Origin of the sequence: Streptomyces luteolus, from assembly GCF_029968015.1 — a bacterium.
Taxonomy (GTDB): Bacteria; Actinomycetota; Actinomycetes; order Streptomycetales; family Streptomycetaceae; genus Streptomyces; species Streptomyces luteolus.
Genome location: NZ_JASCIS010000038.1, coordinates 1 through 17,509, shown reverse-complemented (window position 1 = coordinate 17,509; position 17,509 = coordinate 1). Strand labels below are relative to the sequence as shown.

At 72.4% G+C, this 17,509-nt stretch carries 14 protein-coding genes; 9 read left to right on the top strand and 5 right to left on the bottom strand.

Annotation, left to right across the window (positions count from 1 at the left end; all coding sequences use genetic code 11):
• The first annotated feature begins 113 nt into the window (after positions 1-113).
• The 5 genes from QIT00_RS28930 to QIT00_RS28910 all read left to right on the top strand — a co-directional run bounded on the left by QIT00_RS28930 (position 114) and on the right by QIT00_RS28910 (position 7,449).
• On the top strand, positions 114-914 hold the full coding sequence (locus tag QIT00_RS28930) for an EamA family transporter (RefSeq protein ID WP_282538426.1): 801 nt from the start codon (positions 114-116) through the stop codon (positions 912-914).
• Between the two features lie 97 nt (positions 915-1,011).
• Entirely contained in the window at positions 1,012-3,798 is a 2,787-nt protein-coding gene (locus QIT00_RS28925; RefSeq protein ID WP_282538378.1) for a SpoIIE family protein phosphatase/ATP-binding protein, read from the top strand.
• A 250-nt stretch (positions 3,799-4,048) separates the two neighbouring features.
• Positions 4,049-5,056 carry a zinc-dependent alcohol dehydrogenase family protein gene (locus tag QIT00_RS28920; protein WP_282538377.1) on the top strand — a complete coding sequence of 336 codons (1,008 nt, stop codon included), beginning with the start codon at positions 4,049-4,051 and terminating at the stop codon, positions 5,054-5,056.
• The gene (locus QIT00_RS28915) at positions 5,053-6,402 is read left to right on the top strand and encodes an MFS transporter (RefSeq protein WP_282538376.1); all 1,350 of its coding nucleotides are present in this window, start codon (positions 5,053-5,055) and stop codon (positions 6,400-6,402) included. Before QIT00_RS28920 ends, QIT00_RS28915 begins: the two co-directional genes overlap by 4 nt.
• A gap of 12 nt (positions 6,403-6,414) precedes the next feature.
• Positions 6,415-7,449 carry an NAD(P)-dependent alcohol dehydrogenase gene (locus QIT00_RS28910; protein ID WP_282538375.1) on the top strand — a complete coding sequence of 345 codons (1,035 nt, stop codon included), beginning with the start codon at positions 6,415-6,417 and terminating at the stop codon, positions 7,447-7,449.
• Here QIT00_RS28910 and QIT00_RS28905 read toward each other — a convergent pair.
• The 4 genes from QIT00_RS28905 to QIT00_RS28890 form a co-directional block, all read right to left on the bottom strand.
• Positions 7,421-8,227 (bottom strand): DeoR/GlpR family DNA-binding transcription regulator, encoded by an 807-nt coding sequence (locus tag QIT00_RS28905; protein WP_282538374.1) that lies wholly within the window; start codon positions 8,225-8,227, stop codon positions 7,421-7,423. The two genes, QIT00_RS28910 and QIT00_RS28905, sit on opposite strands and share 29 nt — an antisense overlap.
• A gap of 153 nt (positions 8,228-8,380) precedes the next feature.
• A complete protein-coding gene (gene argG / locus QIT00_RS28900) occupies positions 8,381-9,835 on the bottom strand; it encodes an argininosuccinate synthase (RefSeq protein WP_282538373.1) in 1,455 nt (484 codons plus the stop codon).
• A 165-nt stretch (positions 9,836-10,000) separates the two neighbouring features.
• Positions 10,001-11,347, bottom strand: a complete 1,347-nt coding sequence (gene gdhA, locus QIT00_RS28895; protein ID WP_282538372.1) for an NADP-specific glutamate dehydrogenase — start codon at positions 11,345-11,347, stop codon at positions 10,001-10,003.
• A gap of 131 nt (positions 11,348-11,478) precedes the next feature.
• Complete coding sequence (locus QIT00_RS28890; protein WP_282538371.1) at positions 11,479-12,345, bottom strand: class I SAM-dependent methyltransferase; 867 nt, start codon at positions 12,343-12,345, stop codon at positions 11,479-11,481.
• Positions 12,346-12,485: 140 nt separating this feature from the next.
• Between QIT00_RS28890 and QIT00_RS28885 the strand changes: the two genes are divergently transcribed.
• Complete coding sequence (locus tag QIT00_RS28885; protein WP_282538370.1) at positions 12,486-13,088, top strand: TetR/AcrR family transcriptional regulator; 603 nt, start codon at positions 12,486-12,488, stop codon at positions 13,086-13,088.
• A gap of 240 nt (positions 13,089-13,328) precedes the next feature.
• Here QIT00_RS28885 and QIT00_RS28880 read toward each other — a convergent pair whose 3' ends face one another.
• Entirely contained in the window at positions 13,329-13,760 is a 432-nt protein-coding gene (locus QIT00_RS28880; RefSeq protein WP_282538369.1) for a (2Fe-2S) ferredoxin domain-containing protein, read from the bottom strand.
• 197 nt (positions 13,761-13,957) lie between these two features.
• Here QIT00_RS28880 and QIT00_RS28875 point away from each other — a divergent pair, with 197 nt between their 5' ends.
• The 3 genes from QIT00_RS28875 (at position 13,958) to QIT00_RS28865 (ending at position 17,453) form a co-directional block, all read left to right on the top strand.
• Positions 13,958-14,680: an HNH endonuclease family protein gene (locus QIT00_RS28875; RefSeq protein ID WP_282538368.1), complete on the top strand. Its 723-nt coding sequence runs from the start codon at positions 13,958-13,960 to the stop codon at positions 14,678-14,680.
• Between the two features lie 375 nt (positions 14,681-15,055).
• Positions 15,056-15,691, top strand: a complete 636-nt coding sequence (locus QIT00_RS28870) for a PadR family transcriptional regulator (protein WP_282538367.1) — start codon at positions 15,056-15,058, stop codon at positions 15,689-15,691.
• Positions 15,692-15,728: 37 nt separating this feature from the next.
• The gene (locus QIT00_RS28865; RefSeq protein WP_282538366.1) at positions 15,729-17,453 is read left to right on the top strand and encodes an acyl-CoA dehydrogenase family protein; all 1,725 of its coding nucleotides are present in this window, start codon (positions 15,729-15,731) and stop codon (positions 17,451-17,453) included.
• Positions 17,454-17,509: the final 56 nt, after the last annotated feature.

Sequence of the window (17,509 nt, the reverse complement as noted above, 5' to 3'; positions counted from 1 at the left end):
GCGGGCGCAGGCTCGGCGGCATGAGCGTCACGGGAGCCTCCGAGTCCGCGGCCGTCCACTCCGGGCCCGCGGCAACCGCCCCTGCCGGTGGGCGGATCGCCGGTGCGGCCGCGATGGCGGGCAGCGGACTGTCCAACCAGACCGGCGCCGCCATCGGCTCGCTGGCCTTCCCCGCCCTCGGCCCGGTGGGCGTCGTGGCGGTACGGCAGTACGTCGCGGCCGTCGTCCTCCTCGCCGTCGGCAGACCGCGGTTGAGGTCCTACACCTGGGCGCAGTGGCGGCCCATGCTGCTGCTCGCCGTGGTGTTCGGGACCATGAACCTCTCGCTCTACAGCGCCATCGACCGCATCGGCCTCGGCCTCGCCGTCACCCTGGAGTTCCTCGGCCCGCTCGCCGTCGCGCTGACCGCCGCGCGCCGCCGCGTGGACGCCTGCTGTGCGCTGATCGCCGCCGCGGGAGTCGTCGTCCTGATGCGGCCGCAGCCGTCCACCGACTACGTCGGCATGGCGCTCGGCCTGCTCGCCGCGGTCTGCTGGGCCTCGTACATCCTGCTCAACCGCACTGTCGGCCGCCGGGTGCCCGGGGCGCAGGGGAGCGCGGTCGCGGCCGGGGTCTCGGCGCTGATGTTCCTGCCGGTCGGGCTCGTCGTGGTGCTGCGGGATCCGCCGGGCCTCGCGGCCGTCGGCTTCGCCGTCGCCGCGGGGGTGCTGTCGTCGGCGGTCCCGTACCTCGCGGACCTGTGCACCCTGCGCCGGGTGCCGGCCCAGGCGTTCGGGCTGTTCATGAGCGTCAACCCCGTACTGGCCGCCCTGGTCGGGTGGATCGGACTCGGGCAGGGGCTCGGATGGACGGAGTGGGCGAGCATCGGCGCGATCGTCGCCGCCAACAGCCTGAGCATGCTGACGCGGAGATGAGGGGGGCGGCGGCCGCGCACCGCGCTGTTCGCCGCAGAAGGGCTGTCCGCCGCACGAGGATGGCCCGCCGCGACCCCCCGGTGGGAAAATCGCCGTAATGAGAGATTCGCGGCGTTCTCCGACCCGGTCCACAGCGGGGTGGGACCTGCCGCGCCGTTCACCGGGCCAGCGGCTGCGGTCGCTGTTCAGCCCGCGAAGCGTCGCCGGGCAGGTGTTCCTGCTCCAACTGGCCGTCGTCGTGCTGCTCGTCGCCGCGACGGTCACCGCGCTGGTCCTGCAGGCCCGGCACCAGGCCACCGAGGCCGCCCGCGACCAGGTGCTCAGCACCGCCGAGGCGTTCGCGAACGCGCCGGGCACGGCCGAGGCCCTCGACGGCCCCGACCCGACCGCCGTGCTCCAGCCCCGCGCCGAAGAGGCCCGCAGGCGGTCCGGCGTCGACAACATCGTCGTCTCGACGCCCGAAGGCATCCGCGTCACCCACCGCAATCCGGAGCTGATCGGCCGGCATGTGGTCGGCCCCTACAGGGCGGCGGCGCGCGGTGAGGCCTTCACCGAGATCTACGACGGCCCGATCGGCGTCTCCGTGTACGCGGCCGTCCCGGTCTTCCGTCTTGACGGCTCGGTCGCCGGCATCGTGTTCCCCGAGATCACCGTCCAGAACGTCAACGAGGCCGTCGCCCGCCAGCTCCCCGTCCTCTTCACGGCCGGCGCGGGCGCCCTCGCCCTGGCCGCCGCGGGCGCCGCCCTGGTGAGCGGCCGCCTGCGCCACCAGACCCGCGGCCTCGGCCCGACAGAGATCACGCGGATGTACGAACACCACGACGCGGTGCTGCACTCCGTCCGCGAAGGCGTCCTCATCGTCGGCGGCGACGGACGCCTCCTCCTCGCCAACGACGAGGCCCGGCGCCTCCTCGACCTGCCCGAGGACGCCGAACGCCATACGGTCGCCGACCTCGGTTTGGCCCCCGGCATCGCCGGACTCCTCGCCGCCGGACGCCGCGCCACCGACGAGGTGCACCTGGCGGGCGACCGGCTGCTCGCCGTCAACGTCCGCCCCGTCGACCACGCCGGCAGTACCTCCACCGGGACCGCCGGATGCGTCGCCACCCTCCGCGACACCACCGAACTGCAGGCCCTCACCGGCCGCGCCGAGATCGCCCGCGAGCGGCTGCAACTCCTGTACGACGCGGGCGTACGCGTCGGCACCACCCTCGACGTCGTCCGGACCGCCGAGGAGGTGGCCGAGGTGGCCGTGCCCCGGTTCGCCGACGTCGTCACCGTGGAGCTGCTCGACCCCGTCCTGCGCGGCGAGGAGGGAGACGGTCCGACGACGGAGATGCGCCGCACCGCCATCGTCGGCCTGGAGGGCGACCACCCCCTCTACCCGGTGGGCGAGCTGATCCGCTTCACGCCCACCGCACCCGCCGCCGCCGGGATCCTGCGCGGGCACGCCGTACTCGAACCGGATCTCGGCACCGACCGGGCCTGGCGCGCGGGGGACCCGGACCGCGCCCGGCGGATCCTGGAGCACGGCTTCCACTCGCTGATCGCCGCGCCGCTGACCGCCCGGGGCAGAACCCTCGGCACGGCCACCTTCTGGCGCAAGGGCGCGTCCCCGCCGTTCGACGAGGACGACCCCTCCTTCGCCGAGGAGTTGGCGGCCCGCGCGGCCGTCGCCATCGACAACGCCCGCCGCTACACCCGCGAGCACACCCTCGCCGTCACCCTGCAGCGCAGCCTCCTGCCCCGCGCTCTGCCCCAGCAGTCCGCCCTCGACGTGGCCCACCGCTATCTGCCCGCGCAGGGCGGCGTCGGCGGTGACTGGTTCGACGTGATCCCGCTGCCCGGCGCGCGCGTCGCCCTCGTCGTCGGAGACGTCGTCGGCCACGGACTGCACGCCGCCGCCACCATGGGCCGACTCCGTACCGCCGTGCACAACTTCTCCGCGCTCGACCTGCCGCCCGACGAACTCCTCGCCCACCTGGACGAGTTGGTGGCCACGCTCGACGCGGAGGAGGCCACCGACTCCGACGCCCCGGACGTCACCGGCGCCACCTGCCTGTACGCGATCTACGACCCGGCCGCCGGTGTGTGCACCGTCGCCCGCGCCGGACACCTCGGCCCGGCGCTCGTCCACCCCGACGGCTCCGTCACCTTCCCCGACGTACCCGTGTCGCCGCCCCTCGGGCTCGGCGCGGGCCTGCCCATCGAGACCGCGACCCTGTACCCGGCCGCCGGGTCCCGCCTCGTCCTCTTCACGGACGGCCTTGTCGAGCGCCGGGACCGCGACATCGACACCGGACTCGCCCTGCTGCGCGACACCCTCGCCGCCCACCCCGGCAGCGACCCGGAGACCACCTGCGCGCAAGTCGTGGACGCGCTGCGGCCCGAGACGCCCCTGGACGACATCGCGCTCCTCGTGGCCCGTACCCACCTGCTCGACCCCGATCAGGTGGCGCTCTGGGACGTGCCGGACGACCCCGCCGCCGTGCCCCGTGTCCGCGCCGACGTCACCCGGCGCCTGGAGGTCTGGGGCTTCCCGGAGAGCGTGTTCACCACGGAGCTGATCGCCAGCGAACTCGTCACCAACGCCATCCGCTACGGCATCCCGCCCATCCGGCTGCGCCTCCTGCACGACACCAGCACCCTGGTCTGCGAGGTCGCGGACGCCAGCAGCACCGCCCCCCACCTGCGCCGCGCGGCCACCACCGACGAGGGCGGACGCGGCCTGTTCCTGGTGGCCCAGTGCGGCACCCGCTGGGGTACGCGCTACACCGCGCGCGGCAAGGTCATCTGGGCCGAGCAGTCCCTGCACGAGCCGACCGCCGAACCGGAGGCGTCCGCGGACGACCTGCTCGACCAGTGGGCGGACGACGAGCTCTGACGACGCCCGGGCGCGGTGGAGGGCTGCGACGGGGGGGCGAGCTGCCCGTGTTCCCCCCGGTCCTGTTGCCCGAAACGGTCGGATGCGGCGAGTACACCCGCCTGCGGCCACGCCCTGCTCGCCTCGCATGCCCGTTTGGCTGTCCATGCGGGCAAAATATCTCACACTTTCTGTGATCTCAACGATTGATTTAACGTTCACGCCGTGGTTACAGTCCCGGCAATCAATGGCGGAGTTCAGGAGCGAGCCGATGCGTGCAGTTCTGGTCAGTGGTCCCGGGCAGGTCGCGGTGACCGAGCAGCCCGACCCCACACCGGGGCCCGGCGAGGTGGTCGTCGAAGTGACGTCGTGCGGTCTGTGCGGGACGGACATGCACATCCTCGACGGTGAACTCCCGTCCGCCACCTACCCGTTGGTGCCCGGGCACGAGGCGGCCGGACGCGTCGTCGCCCTCGGCCCCGGCGTCACCGGACCGAAGGTCGGCACCCGCGTGGCCGTCGACCCCAACATCCCGTGCGGGGCGTGCCACTACTGCCGGATCGGCCGCGGCAACCTCTGCGAGGACTACCGCGCGGTCGGCGTCACCCGCGCCGGAGGCTTCGCCGAGTACGTCGCCGTACCGGCCCGCTGCGCCTACGCACTGCCCGAGGGGCTGTCCGACGCGGCCGCCGGTCTCGTGGAGCCGCTGTCCTGCGCGGTGCACGGACTGAACCGGCTGCCGCGCCGGCCCGGCGAGCACCATCTGATCTACGGCGCGGGCACCATGGGCCTGATGATGGCCGCCGTCGTACGGGGCGCGGGCGCCGCCTCCGTCTCGATGGTCGACCTCAACCAGGACCGGCTTGACTTCGCCAAGTCCTTCGGCGCGGACCAAGTGGCCGTCGACGCCCACGCGTTCGACCGCCCGCACGGCTTCGAGGTCGTCATCGACGCCACCGGCGCCATCCCCGCCATCGAGGACGGCCTCGGCCGGGTCCGCAGGGGCGGCACGTTCCTGCAGTTCGGCGTCAGCGACCCGGCGCACAGGGCCGCGTTCTCCCCGTACGCCGTCTACCACAGCGAGATCGACATCATCGGCTCGATGGCCGTGCACCACAGCTTTCAGCCCGCCATCGACCTGCTCGCCGCCGGGCTCGACCTCGACCCGCTGGTCAGCGACGTCATCGGGCTCGACGCCTTCGACACCGCCCTCGACACGTTCCGGGCGGGCACCGGCCGCAAGGTCCACATCGCGCCCCACGGGACGGTCCCGGCATGAGCACACCCGCCGCCACTACCGCGAAACGCCGCCATCCGCTCGACCGGATCGGCATCCCCAAGCCGCTGATCTGGGGCTATGTCGGCCTGCTCTTCTTCATGATCGGCGACGGCGTCGAGACCAGCTACCTCTCCAAGTACTTCGGCAGCGACCTCGGCTTCTCCGAGACCGGCGCGGGCGCGATCATCACCGTCTACGGCGTCACCGCCGCGATCGCCTCGTTCCTGGGCGCGGGCCTGCTCTCCGACCGCTGGGGGCCGCGGCGCGTCATGGCCGTCGGCGCCGGCGTCTGGATCGCGTTCCACGTCCTGATGCTCACGGTGGCGATCCCCGCCGAGAGCTACCCGCTCGTGATGGTCACGTACGGAATCCGGGGCTTCGGCTATCCGATGTTCGCGTACGGATTCCTCTCCTGGATCATGGCCGTGGCGCCGAAGGACCACCAGAGCAAGGCAGTCGGCTGGTTCTGGTTCTTCTACAGCTCCGGCTACCCCATCATCGGCTCGTTCCTCTTCGCCGCCGCCATGCCCCTCGTCGGCTTCTACGCCACGCTGTGGGTCTCCCTCGCGGTGATCGCGATCGGCACGGTCATCGTCCTCGTCCTGCTGCGGGAACGCACCGGCTTCACGGGCCTCGCACCCGGCCGGGACTCGCGCGCCGAGCTGGCGGGCACGTTCCGGATCCTCTTCGAGAAGCCCAAGCTCGGCGTCAGCCTGATCATCCGGCTCATCAACACGACGCCGTCGTTCGGCATGTGGGTCTTCATGCCGTTCTTCGTCCGGGACCTCGGCTTCAGCGACGGCCAGTGGAACAGCCTGCTCGTCATCATGATGGTTACCAACCTCGGCGCCCTCCTCGTCTTCGGCGTCCTCGGCGACAACTGGAGCGGCCGCAAGACCTGCGCCCTGTTCGGCGGCGTCCTCGGCGCCGTCGGCTGCCTGGCCTGCTACTACCTGCCCGCGGCCGCCGGCTACAACTTCCTCGTCGCGGCGATCGCGGTCGCGGTCTACGGAGCGGGCCTCGCCGGATACGTACCGCTGCCCGCGATGATGGTCGCCCAGGCACCGGAACGCCGAGGCCAGGTCATGGGCGTCTACACCCTCGGCGCCGGCCTGAGCGTCGCAGCCGGACCCCTCATCGGCACGCTCTCGTACAGCGCTTGGGGCTTCCAGGGCCTGATGTGGATCTACGCGGGCCTGCTGCTCGTCAACGCCGCGCTCTGCCTGTACGTGAAGTCGCCGGGGGACGGGATGCCGGACGAGGACGCGGTTCCGGCCGGCCGTCACGACGAGCGACACCCGCCCGCCCCGCCCGCCCCGCCCGCCCCGCCCGTCCCGGCCGCCTGACGAAAGGCCCCCATGCCACCCCACCTGCCCACCACCATGCGCGCCGCCGTGCTGCACGGCCCCGAGCGGCTCGTCGTCGAGGAACGCCCGGTCCCGGCCCCCGGCCCGCGCCAGGTCCTCGTACGTGTCGACGCGGTCGGCACCTGCGGCTCCGACGTCCACTACTACCGGCACGGCCGCATCGGTGACTTCGTCGTCGACGCCCCGATGGTCCTCGGCCACGAGCCGTCCGGCACGGTCGTCGCCCTCGGCCCCGGCACCACCCGCCACGAGGTCGGCGGGCGCGTCTCCGTCGAACCGGGCACGCCGTGCGGCACGTGTACGGAGTGCCGCCTCGGCCGCTACAACCTCTGCCCGCGGATGGTGTTCTACGCGACCCCGCCCGTCGACGGTGTCTTCTGCGAATACGCCGCGGTGCACGAGGAGTTCGCCCACCCCGTTCCCGACACGCTCGGCGACGAGGCCGCCGCGCTCCTCGAACCGCTCTCGGTCGGCGTGTGGTCCTGCCGCAAGGCGCGGGTCGCGCCCGGGGACCGGGTCCTGGTCACCGGGGCGGGACCGATCGGGCTCGTCGCCGCGCAGACCGCTCTGGCCTTCGGTGCGAGCGAGGTGGTGATCACCGACATCGTGCCCCAACGCCTCGCGCTGGCACGGGAGTTGGGCGCCACGGCGGTGGACGTGTCGAGCACGCCGCTCGCCGGTCTCTCGTACGACCCGGACGTCCTGCTCGAATGCAGCGGGGTGCCCGCGGTCATCGGGGACGCGGTCCGCGCGATGGCGCGGGCGGGCCGGGCCGTGCTGATCGGCATGGGCGGCGACGAAGTGCCGCTGCCGCTCGCGAAGGTGCAGAACTACGAGCTGGAGGTGACGGGCACCTTCCGGTACGCCAACACCTGGCCCACCGCCATCGCCCTCGCCGCCTCGGGGCGGGTCGCCCTCGACCCGCTGGTCACCCACCGCTTCGGCCTCGCGGAGACGGAACGGGCGCTCACCGTGGGCGCGGAGGACCCCACGGCGATCAAGAGCGTGGTGCTTCCCCAGAAGTGACCTGGGTGACGGTGACCCCGAGCGCGCGGATCGCGTCGGCCTCCGCGCCCGGGGTCCCGGTGTCGGTGACGACTTCCTCGTAGCGGGCGGCGGTGCCGTACGCGTACGTGGCGGTCTTGCCGAACTTGGAGTGGTCGGCGAGGAGCACGGCCCGGCCGGCGGAGTCGAGCATGGCCTCCTTGACCGCGGCGTACTCCTGCAAGGGGTGGAAGAGCCGCCCGTCGAGCACGGCCGTCGCCGACATCAGCGCCAGGTCGGCGTGGATCCGGCCCAGGGCGCGGAGCACGTCGGGACCGGTGCACGAGTCGAACTCGCCGTGGAACCGGCCGCCGAGCAGGGTGACGTCCAACCCCCTCGCGGCGCCCAGGCGTTGGGCGATCCCGACCGAGTTGGTGACGACGGTCAACCCGTCTATGCCGCCGCCGCGCAGCAGCTCCGCGAGCGGGAACAGCGTGGACGAGTCGTCCATCAGCAACGTGGAACCCGCGGTGATCCGCCCGGCCACGGCCCGGCACAGCGCCGCTTTCACCTCGACGTTGGCGCCCTCCCGGAACCGCGTCGCCGTCTCCATGGTGAGCGCCGGAAACGCGACGGCCCGCCCCCGCGCCTTCCGCAGCAGATGCCGTCCGGCCAGGTCGTCCAAGTCCCGGTGCATCGTCATGAGGCTCACGCCGAACCGCTCGGCGAGCACATCGATCCGCGTCTCCCCGTGCTCGGCGACGTACCGCAGAACCTCCTGCCGACGCTGCTCGACGGCGGCCTGGGACGGCCTGGGCACGGGGAGTCTCCTTTCGCGGGACGCCCCTGGAGTGTTGCACGAAGTGCACACTCCAGGGGCGCGGGGAACTGCGCGAGCAACCACATGCGGCCCGCAGCCGGCGATGGAGAGTGGTCGCTACGGCGATGAGCCGCCCAACGGTCGCACGTGGGATCAGTCCGTGCCGTACTCCATCGCCGCCCGATCCAACGCCTCGCCCTCCGCCGAGACCTCCCCGCGGGACGCGATCGCCTCGGCGCCGCCCTGGGGCATCTCCGGCATCGTGCCGATCAGGCCCGTCGCGGCGGCCTGGTCCGCGCCGATCGCGGGGGTGGACGTGCCGATCAGGCCGATGCCGGCGTACTGCTCCAGCTTGGCGCGGGAGTCGGCGATGTCGAGGTTGCGCATCGTCAGCTGGCCGATGCGGTCGAGCGGGCCGAACGCCGAGTCCTCGGTGCGCTCCATGGAGAGCTTGTCCGGGTGGTAGCTGAACGCCGGGCCGGTGGTGTCGAGGATCGAGTAGTCCTCGCCGCGCCGCAGGCGGAGCGTGACCTCGCCGGTCACGGCGGCGCCGACCCAGCGCTGCAGCGACTCACGGACCATCAGCGCCTGCGGGTCCAGCCAGCGGCCCTCGTACATCAGGCGGCCGAGGCGGCGGCCCTCGTTGTGGTACTGGGCGAGGGTGTCCTCGTTGTGGATCGCGTTGACCAGGCGCTCGTACGCGGCGTGCAGCAGGGCCATGCCCGGCGCCTCGTAGATGCCGCGGCTCTTGGCCTCGATGATCCGGTTCTCGATCTGGTCGGACATGCCCATGCCGTGGCGGCCGCCGATCGCGTTGGCCTCCATCACCAGGGCCACCGCGGACTCGAACTTCTGGCCGTTGATCGTCACCGGGCGGCCCTGGTCGAAGCCGATCGTCACGTCCTCGGTGGCGATCTCGACCGACGGGTCCCAGAACTTGACGCCCATGATCGGGTCGACGGTCTCGACGCCGGTGTTCAGGTGCTCCAGGACCTTGGCCTCGTGCGTGGCGCCCCAGATGTTGGCGTCGGTGGAGTACGCCTTCTCCGTGCTGTCGCGGTACGGCAGGTCATGGGCGACCAGCCACTCCGACATCTCCTTGCGGCCGCCCAGCTCCGTCACGAAGTGCGAGTCGAGCCACGGCTTGTAGATGCGCAGGTGCGGGTTGGCGAGCAGCCCGTACCGGTAGAACCGCTCGATGTCGTTGCCCTTGTACGTCGAGCCGTCGCCCCAGATCTGGACGTCGTCCTCGAGCATCGCCCGGACCAGGAGGGTGCCGGTGACGGCGCGGCCGAGCGGGGTGGTGTTGAAGTACGCGCGGCCGCCGGACCGGATGTGGAACGCGCCGCAGGTCAGTGCGGCCAGACCTTCCTCGACGAGGGCCGCGCGGCAGTCGACCAGACGCGCGATCTCGGCACCGTAGGTCTTCGCACGGCCGGGCACCGAGGCGATGTCGGGCTCGTCGTACTGACCGATGTCGGCGGTGTAGGTGCACGGGACGGCGCCCTTGTCGCGCATCCACGCGACCGCGACGGACGTGTCGAGGCCGCCCGAGAAGGCGATGCCGACGCGCTCGCCGGCCGGAAGGGAAGTGAGGACCTTGGACATAGGAAGATTATGCATGCTCGCGCATGATCATGCAAAGTCGGGTCGTGTCGTATAGAAAGTCGGGCCGTATAAAGCTGCCGTCGCCGCCCCGGAGCGCGAACGCGGGGGCGGCGACGGCAGGCTTACGGGACAGCCGTGAACAGCAGGCTTACGGGGCAGCCGTGATCAGACGATCCCCTGCGCCTGCATCGCGTCCGCGACCCGCAGGAAGCCCGCGATGTTGGCGCCCAGGACGTAGTCGTCGGCGCCGCCGCCGTACTCCTCGGCGGTCCTGCGGCACTCGGCATGGACGTCCCGCATCACGGCGGCCAGGCGGGCCTCGGTCTGGTCGAAGGTCCAGCGGTCGCGGGCGGCGTTCTGCTGCATCTCCAGGGCCGAGGTGGCGACGCCGCCCGCGTTGGCCGCCTTGCCGGGGCCGAAGAGGATGCCCGCCTCGCGGAACACCTCGACGGCCTCGGGGGTGGAGGGCATGTTCGCGCCCTCGACGACGGCGAGCACGCCGTTCTTGGTGAGTGCGACGGCGTCCTCGCGGCGGATCTCGTTCTGCGTCGCGCACGGCAGGGCCACATCGCAGGGCACGTCGTAGAGCGTGCCGCGGGCCGAGAACCGCGCCGTCGGCCTGGCCTCCGCGTACACGGAGAGGCGCTCGCGGCGCACCTCCTTGATCTCCTTGAGGAGTTCGACGTCGATGCCGTCCTCGTCGACCACATAGCCGGACGAGTCCGAGCAGGCCACCACGCGGCCGCCGAGGGCGTGCACCTTCTCGATCGCGTACAGGGCGACGTTGCCCGAGCCGGAGACCACGACCCGGCGCCCGTCGAAGGACGCCCCGCGCGTGGCGAGCATTTCCTCCGCGAAGAACACCGCGCCGTACCCCGTGGCCTCGGTGCGGGCGTGCGAGCCGCCCCACGCGACCGGCTTTCCGGTCAACACCCCCGCGTCGAAGCGGTTGGTGAGGCGCTTGTACTGGCCGAAGAGGTAGCCGATCTCGCGTCCGCCCACGCCGATGTCGCCCGCCGGAACGTCCGTGCGCTCGCCGATGTGGCGGTACAGCTCGGTCATGAACGACTGGCAGAACCGCATCACCTCGGCGTCGGAGCGGCCGCGCGGATCGAAGTCCGAGCCGCCCTTGCCGCCGCCGATGCCCATCCCCGTCAGCGCGTTCTTGAAGATCTGCTCGAAGCCCAGGAACTTCACGATGCCGAGGTTCACGCTCGGGTGGAAGCGGAGCCCGCCCTTGTACGGTCCGAGCGCGCTGTTGAACTCGATCCGGAAGCCGCGGTTGACCCGCACCGCGCCCTCGTCGTCCACCCACGGCACCCGGAAGACCACCTGCCGCTCGGGCTCGCAGAGCCGGTCGACGACGGCGCCGCGCACATACTCCGGGTGCCGCACCAGGGCCGGTCCGAGGGAGGACAGCACCTCGGTGACGGCCTGGTGGAACTCCGCTTCGCCGGGGTTGCGGCGACGGACCTCCGCCTGGACGGCCTCGATGTGCGTGCTGACGTCCATGAATGACTCTCGCTCTCTCGTGCCGGGCGGCCGGGCTGGCCCTGCTAGATCGTCGTCGCCGAACCCGCAGGTGGCAAGGGCACCCCGGGTGTGCGGCGCGCCACGCCGACCGGAATCCGGGCGGATTGCCCTCAGGGGCGAACGGCCGTCACCAGCCACGCCGTGCTGCGCAGCCGCACCCCCACCGGCTCTCCGTCCCGGTCCCCGCCCCGCACCTCGTGGCCGCGCAGATGATCCGTGAGTGCCGCGCGCGCACGCTCGGCCGCCTCGGCGGAGACCTGGCCGGTCATATGGCGTCCCGGGCCGGTCTGCAGCATGAAATCGGCCGCGTCCGCCGCGTCCCGCCCCCACGTGCCGTACGCCTCCACATGCTCCGTCCGTACGTCGGTGAACCCGGCCTCGGAGAGCACCGCGCGGACCCGGTCCCGGTCGGAGAAGGCGAACATGCCCGGCAGGCCCGGCGTGCCGAACTCGCCGACCGGCAGGTACTCCCGCAGCGACAGCATGGCGCCCAGCCACCCGTTGCCCTCGGGCTCGGCCGGGCACACGAACGCGAGCCTGCCGCCGGAGCGCAGCGCACCGCCGATGTTGGCGAACGCGGCGACCGGGTCGGCGAAGAACGTCACCCCGTACCGGCTGACCGCCGCGTCGAAGGCGCCGGGGGAGAAGGGGTGGACCTGGGCGTCCGCCCGTACGAACGTGACGTTGCCGAGGCCCTCGCGCGCCGCGCTCGCGCGGGCCCGGTCCAGCATCGGGGCGGACAGGTCGACGCCGAGCACCCGCCCGTGCTCCGCCCGCCGCGCCGCGAGCCGCGAGGTCTGCCCGGCGCCGCAGCCGATGTCGAGGACCTGCCCGTCGGCGCCGAACCGGGCCGCGTCGAGCAGGGGTTGGTTGAAGCCGGAGTTGATCGCGTCCCAACGGTCCTGGTGCTGTGCCCAGTACGCCCCCTCCGGGCCGTTCCAGGACTCTTCCTGCTCGGTGTTGACGACGTCGCGCATCGGATACCTCCTGCTCGGGTCCGCTGCCGCGAACCTATGATGGGCGTACGCCCAAACAGTATGGGCGGATGCCCAAACTCGCAACGCCCTTCCGGTGTACGGAGGTTGGCGTGGCGTACGACAGTGAGCGAGGTGGTCCCGTGGCACCGCGGGGAGTGGCGATACCGGATGCGCGGGAACGGCTGTTCGCCGCCGCCGAGCGGGTCCTGGAGCGGGACGGGCCCGGTGCGCTGACCAGCAGGGCGGTCACCGACGAGGCCGGTTGCTCCAAGGGTCTGCTGCACACCCACTTCGCGGGGCTCGACGACTTCGTGGCCGAGCTGTGCCTCGACCGGTTCGCCCGCACCGCGCGGCAGGCCGAGCGGCTCCCGGCGCGCGCGGGCGAGGGGTCCGTGGCCCGGACACTCGGCGAGGTGGCGCTCGCGCTGCTCCGCTCCGGCGGGCCGACGATCTCGGCGCTCGCGCTGTCCCGCCCCGCCGCCACGCTCCGGATCCGGGAGGCCTTGGAGGCGGGTGCGCCCGGCTTCGACGCGATCGAGGGGGCGATCGCGTCGTACCTCGACGCGGAGCGGCGGCTCGGCCGGATCGCGCCGGACGCCGACACCGCCGCCGCCGCGCTCGCCGTGGTCGGCGCGGTCCACCACCTGCTGATGACCGCCCGGCCGGGCGGGACGGACCCGTCCCGGCGGGTCGAGCGGCTGGTGGCCCTCCTGGTGGGTGAGGCCGCCGGCCCGCTGTCCTGAACTGGGGAATCGTCGGCCGGATCCTCGGCGACCGGCTCGTGGACCGGTTCGTGGACCGGTTCGTGTGAGTGCCGGGTGCGGGATTCGTCGTGGTTGCTCGCGCAGTTCCCCGCGCCCCTGAGATGGGCACTTCGTGCGCCATCTCCCAGGGGAGGCGCGGCGCAGCCGCATGCCTCCAGGGGCGCGGGGAACTGCGCGAGCAACCACAACGCGACCCGCACCCGGCAACGCACCAACACCTCAGCGGCGCGCAGCCCTCGCGTCCCTCGGCGGAGGGACGAACTGAAGCTCAAGCGCCGCCGGGGGATCCGCGAGGCCCGGCCCTCCCGCGGTGACCCAGGCGAGCAACTCGTCCGTGCAGTCGTCGTCCATGGCGAAGCCGACCCACTGAGCCCTGCCGCCCGCCTGCCGTCCGGCGGTCGAGGGCTGTACGACGATGACGTTGGCCTGGTCGCACGGTCCCAGGCAGTCCGAGACGCGTACGGCGAGCCGGCCGCCCGAGTCGGCGGCGGCCGCGCGGAGCCGGGCGAGCTGCCAGTCGTGGTCGGTCCCCGGGTACTTGCGCGGGTTGCCGCAGCAGCACCCCCGGCACACGACCAGGGTGCACGGCCGCGCCGCCGCCCCGACCCGGAACGTACGCCTGGGCTGTGCGGCGCTGAGTGCGTCGGTCATCGGGGGCGGGCTCCTTCGGGGGTGGTGTGGGGCGTACGTCCCGATCTCATCAGACTCAGGCGCGGCGAGGGCGGGCGGGGGCGGCCCCGAGGCGCAAGTCGGCCGGGCGAGCGGAGAGTTGCCGTCCCCGAGGGGTTCCGGAGTCGTGGGTAGGCTGCGCGCGGACGGGGAGTCGGGTGCGAGGGGTGGCGGAACTCATGGCGCGTCAGAAGTGGTGGGGGCGGGGCTTGGCCGTCCTGGTGGTGGTCGCCGTGGCGGGATGTGCGCCGGCGGGTGGCGAGGGCGGCGCCGGTCCGGAGGCGACCGACGCCAAGCCGTCAGCGGGCGGCGGCGCGGGCGGCGGTGGAGGCGACGAGTACGCCGGGACGTTGCCGGATGTGCCGACCGTCGACCAGGCGCGCACGAGGCTCGCCGGTCTGAAGGTCGCGCCGCACGGCTCCATGTCCGGTTACAGCCGCGATAAGTTCCCGCACTGGTCCGCGCGGGGCGAGAACTGCGACACCCGCGAGGCCGTCCTGGAGCGCGACGGCACCGACGTGCGGCGCGACGAGGAGTGCCGGGCCGTCTCGGGGGCCTGGAAGAGCGCGTACGACGACGAGAGGTTCACCGACTCCACGGACCTGGACATCGACCACATGGTGCCGCTCGCCAACGCCTGGCGATCCGGCGCGGACGACTGGACCCAGACCCGGCGCGAGGAGTTCGCCAACGACCTCACGCACCCCCAGCTGATCGCCGTCTCCGCCACCTCCAACCGCTCCAAGGGCGACCAGGGCCCGGACGAGTGGCAGCCGCCCGCGAAGACGTACTGGTGCGTGTACGGGCGGGCCTGGGTCTCCGTGAAGTCCACGTACGAACTGACCGTGACCGAGGCCGAGAAGCGCGAGCTCGACGAGATGCTGGACACGTGCGGGGCATGAGTGAGCGGCGACTCGTGGCCGATGTGCGGGCCGGGCCCGGTGGGGTCATGACGGACGAAGTCGGCGTGGTGACGGGGGAGTTGACCCGGGTGCGGTGCGGCGGGGGAGCGACGGCGCGGGGCTGGGGCTTCCTTCTTTCTCCCCTCCCCGCCCCTTCCCGGGGCTGTGTCGATATGCGGCTGGCGCCGCGTGGCCTCGCCGGATGGGCCTCCTCAAACGCCGGAGGGGCTGAAATTCAGCCCCTCCGGCGTTTGAGGAGCGGGGGGCCGGGGGCTGGCCCCCGAAGCGCCGCAGGCGCGCGTCCCGGGTGAGACGCGTCTCACCCGACCGGCCCCGGCTTGCTTATGCAACAAGTTGCATAGCAGGATCCCCCGCATGGCGATCGAGCACGCGATCCTCGTGTCCCTCCTGGAGCGGCCGGGCTCCGGCTATGAGCTGGCCCGGCGGTTCGAGCGGTCCATCGGCTACTTCTGGACGGCGACCCACCAGCAGATCTACCGCGTGCTCAAGCGGATGGAGAACGACGGCTGGGTCGAAGCGCTGGTGGTCCCGCAGCACGGGCGGCCGGACAAGAAGCAGTACTCCGTCGCCGACCTCGGCCGGGCCGCGCTCACCAGCTGGCTGCACGACCCGATCGAACCCGAGACCGTGCGGCACGACCTCGCCGTGAAGATCCGGGGCGCCGCCTTCGACGATCCGAGCGCCCTGATCCGCGAGGTCGAACGGCACCGGCAGGCGCACGCCGACCGGCTCGCCCACTATCTGGCCGGCGAGGAACGGGACTTCGGGCGCCGCACCGACAGCGGCCCCTACGGACCGGACGACGCCGAGCGGGAACTGCAGCACGCCGTGCTGCGGGGCGGCATCGCGTACGAACGCATGATGATCGCCTGGCTCGACGACGTGCTCGCCACCCTCCACCGCTTCCGCGACGACCACTTCCGCGACGACCGCTTCCGTGCCGACGCCCCCAGCGCCGACCCCTCCAGTGCCGACCGCGCCGCGCGCTGAACTCCGACCTCCCACCCCGCGAAAGGCGGCACCCCTCATGGCCGACCAGCTCCTCTTCAACCCGCACACCTACGACCCGGCGCACTTCGACCCCGAGACGCGGCGGCTGCTTCGCGCCACCGTCGACTGGTTCGAGGCACGCGGCAAGCGGAAGCTGATCGAGGACTACCGCGACCGCGCCTGGCTCGCCGACTTCCTCGCCTTCTCCGCGAAGGAGGGCCTCTTCGAGACGTTCCTGACGCCTGCCGCCGAGGCGGTCGAAGGCGCCTCGGACAAGCGCTGGGACACCGCCCGGATCGCCGCGCTCAACGAGATCCTCGGCTTCTACGGCCTCGACTACTGGTACGCCTGGCAGGTCACCATCCTCGGCCTCGGCCCGGTCTGGCAGAGCGGCAACGCCGCCGCCCGGGCCCGCGCCGCCGGGCTCCTCGCGGACGGCGAGGTGTTCGCGTTCGGCCTGTCCGAGAAGACGCACGGCGCCGACATCTACTCCACCGACATGCTGCTCACCCCCGACGGCCAGGGCGGCTTCCGCGCCACCGGCTCGAAGTACTACATCGGCAACGGCAACGAGGCCGGCCTCGTCTCCGTCTTCGGCCGCCGCACCGACATCGACGGCCCCGACGGCTACGTCTTCTTCGCCGCCGACAGCCGCCACGACGCGTACCACCTGGTCAAGAACGTCGTCGACTCCTCCAAGTACGTGAGCGAGTTCCGCCTGGAGGGCTACCCCGTCGCCGCCGAGGACGTCCTGCACACCGGGCGCGCCGCCTTCGACGCCGCGCTCAACACCGTGAACGTCGGCAAGTTCAACCTCTGCACCGCCTCCATCGGCATCTGCGAACACGCCATGTACGAGGCCGTCACGCACGCCCAGAACCGCATCCTGTACGGCCGCCCGGTCACCGCCTTCCCGCACGTGCGGCGGGAGTTGACCGACGCGTACGTCCGGCTCGCCGGGATGAAGCTGTTCAGCGACCGCGCCGTCGACTACTTCCGCACCGCGTCCCCCGACGACCGCCGCTACCTCCTCTTCAACCCGATGACGAAGATGAAGGTGACCACCGAGGGCGAGAAGGTCGTCGACCTCATGTGGGACGTCATCGCCGCCAAGGGCTTCGAGAAGGACAACTACTTCGCCCAGGCCGCCGTCGAGATCCGCGGCCTGCCGAAGCTCGAAGGCACCGTGCACGTCAACCTCGCGCTGATCCTGAAGTTCATGGGCAACCACCTCCTGAACCCGGCCGAGTACCCGCCCGTGCCCACCCGCCTCGACGCCGCCGACGACAGCTTCCTGTTCCGCCAGGGCCCCGCCCGCGGCCTCGGCTCGGTCCGCTTCCACGACTGGCGGCCCGCCTTCGACGCGTACGCGCACCTGCCGAACGTCGCCCGCCTCCGCGAACAGGCCGACGCGCTCTGCGAGTTCGTCCGCACCGCCGCGCCCGACGAGGAGCAGAGCCGCGACCTCGACCTGCTGCTCGCCGTCGGCCAGCTCTTCGCGCTCGTCGTGCACGCCCAACTCGTCCTGGAACAGGCCGGGTTGACGGACCTTGACGCGGACGTCCTGGACGAGCTCTTCGCCGTCCTCGTCCGCGACTTCTCCGCGCACGCCGTCGAGCTGCACGGCAAGGACTCCGCCACCGAGGCGCAGCAGACCTGGGCGCTCGGCGCGGTCCGCCGCCCGGTCGTGGACGAGGCCCGCTCGGGCCGCGTGTGGGAGCGCGTGGAGGCGCTGTCCGGGGCGTACGAGATGAATCTTTAGCCACCGTGTGGGGGGGGGGGGGGGGGGGGGGGGGGGGGGGGGGGGGCGGGGGCCGG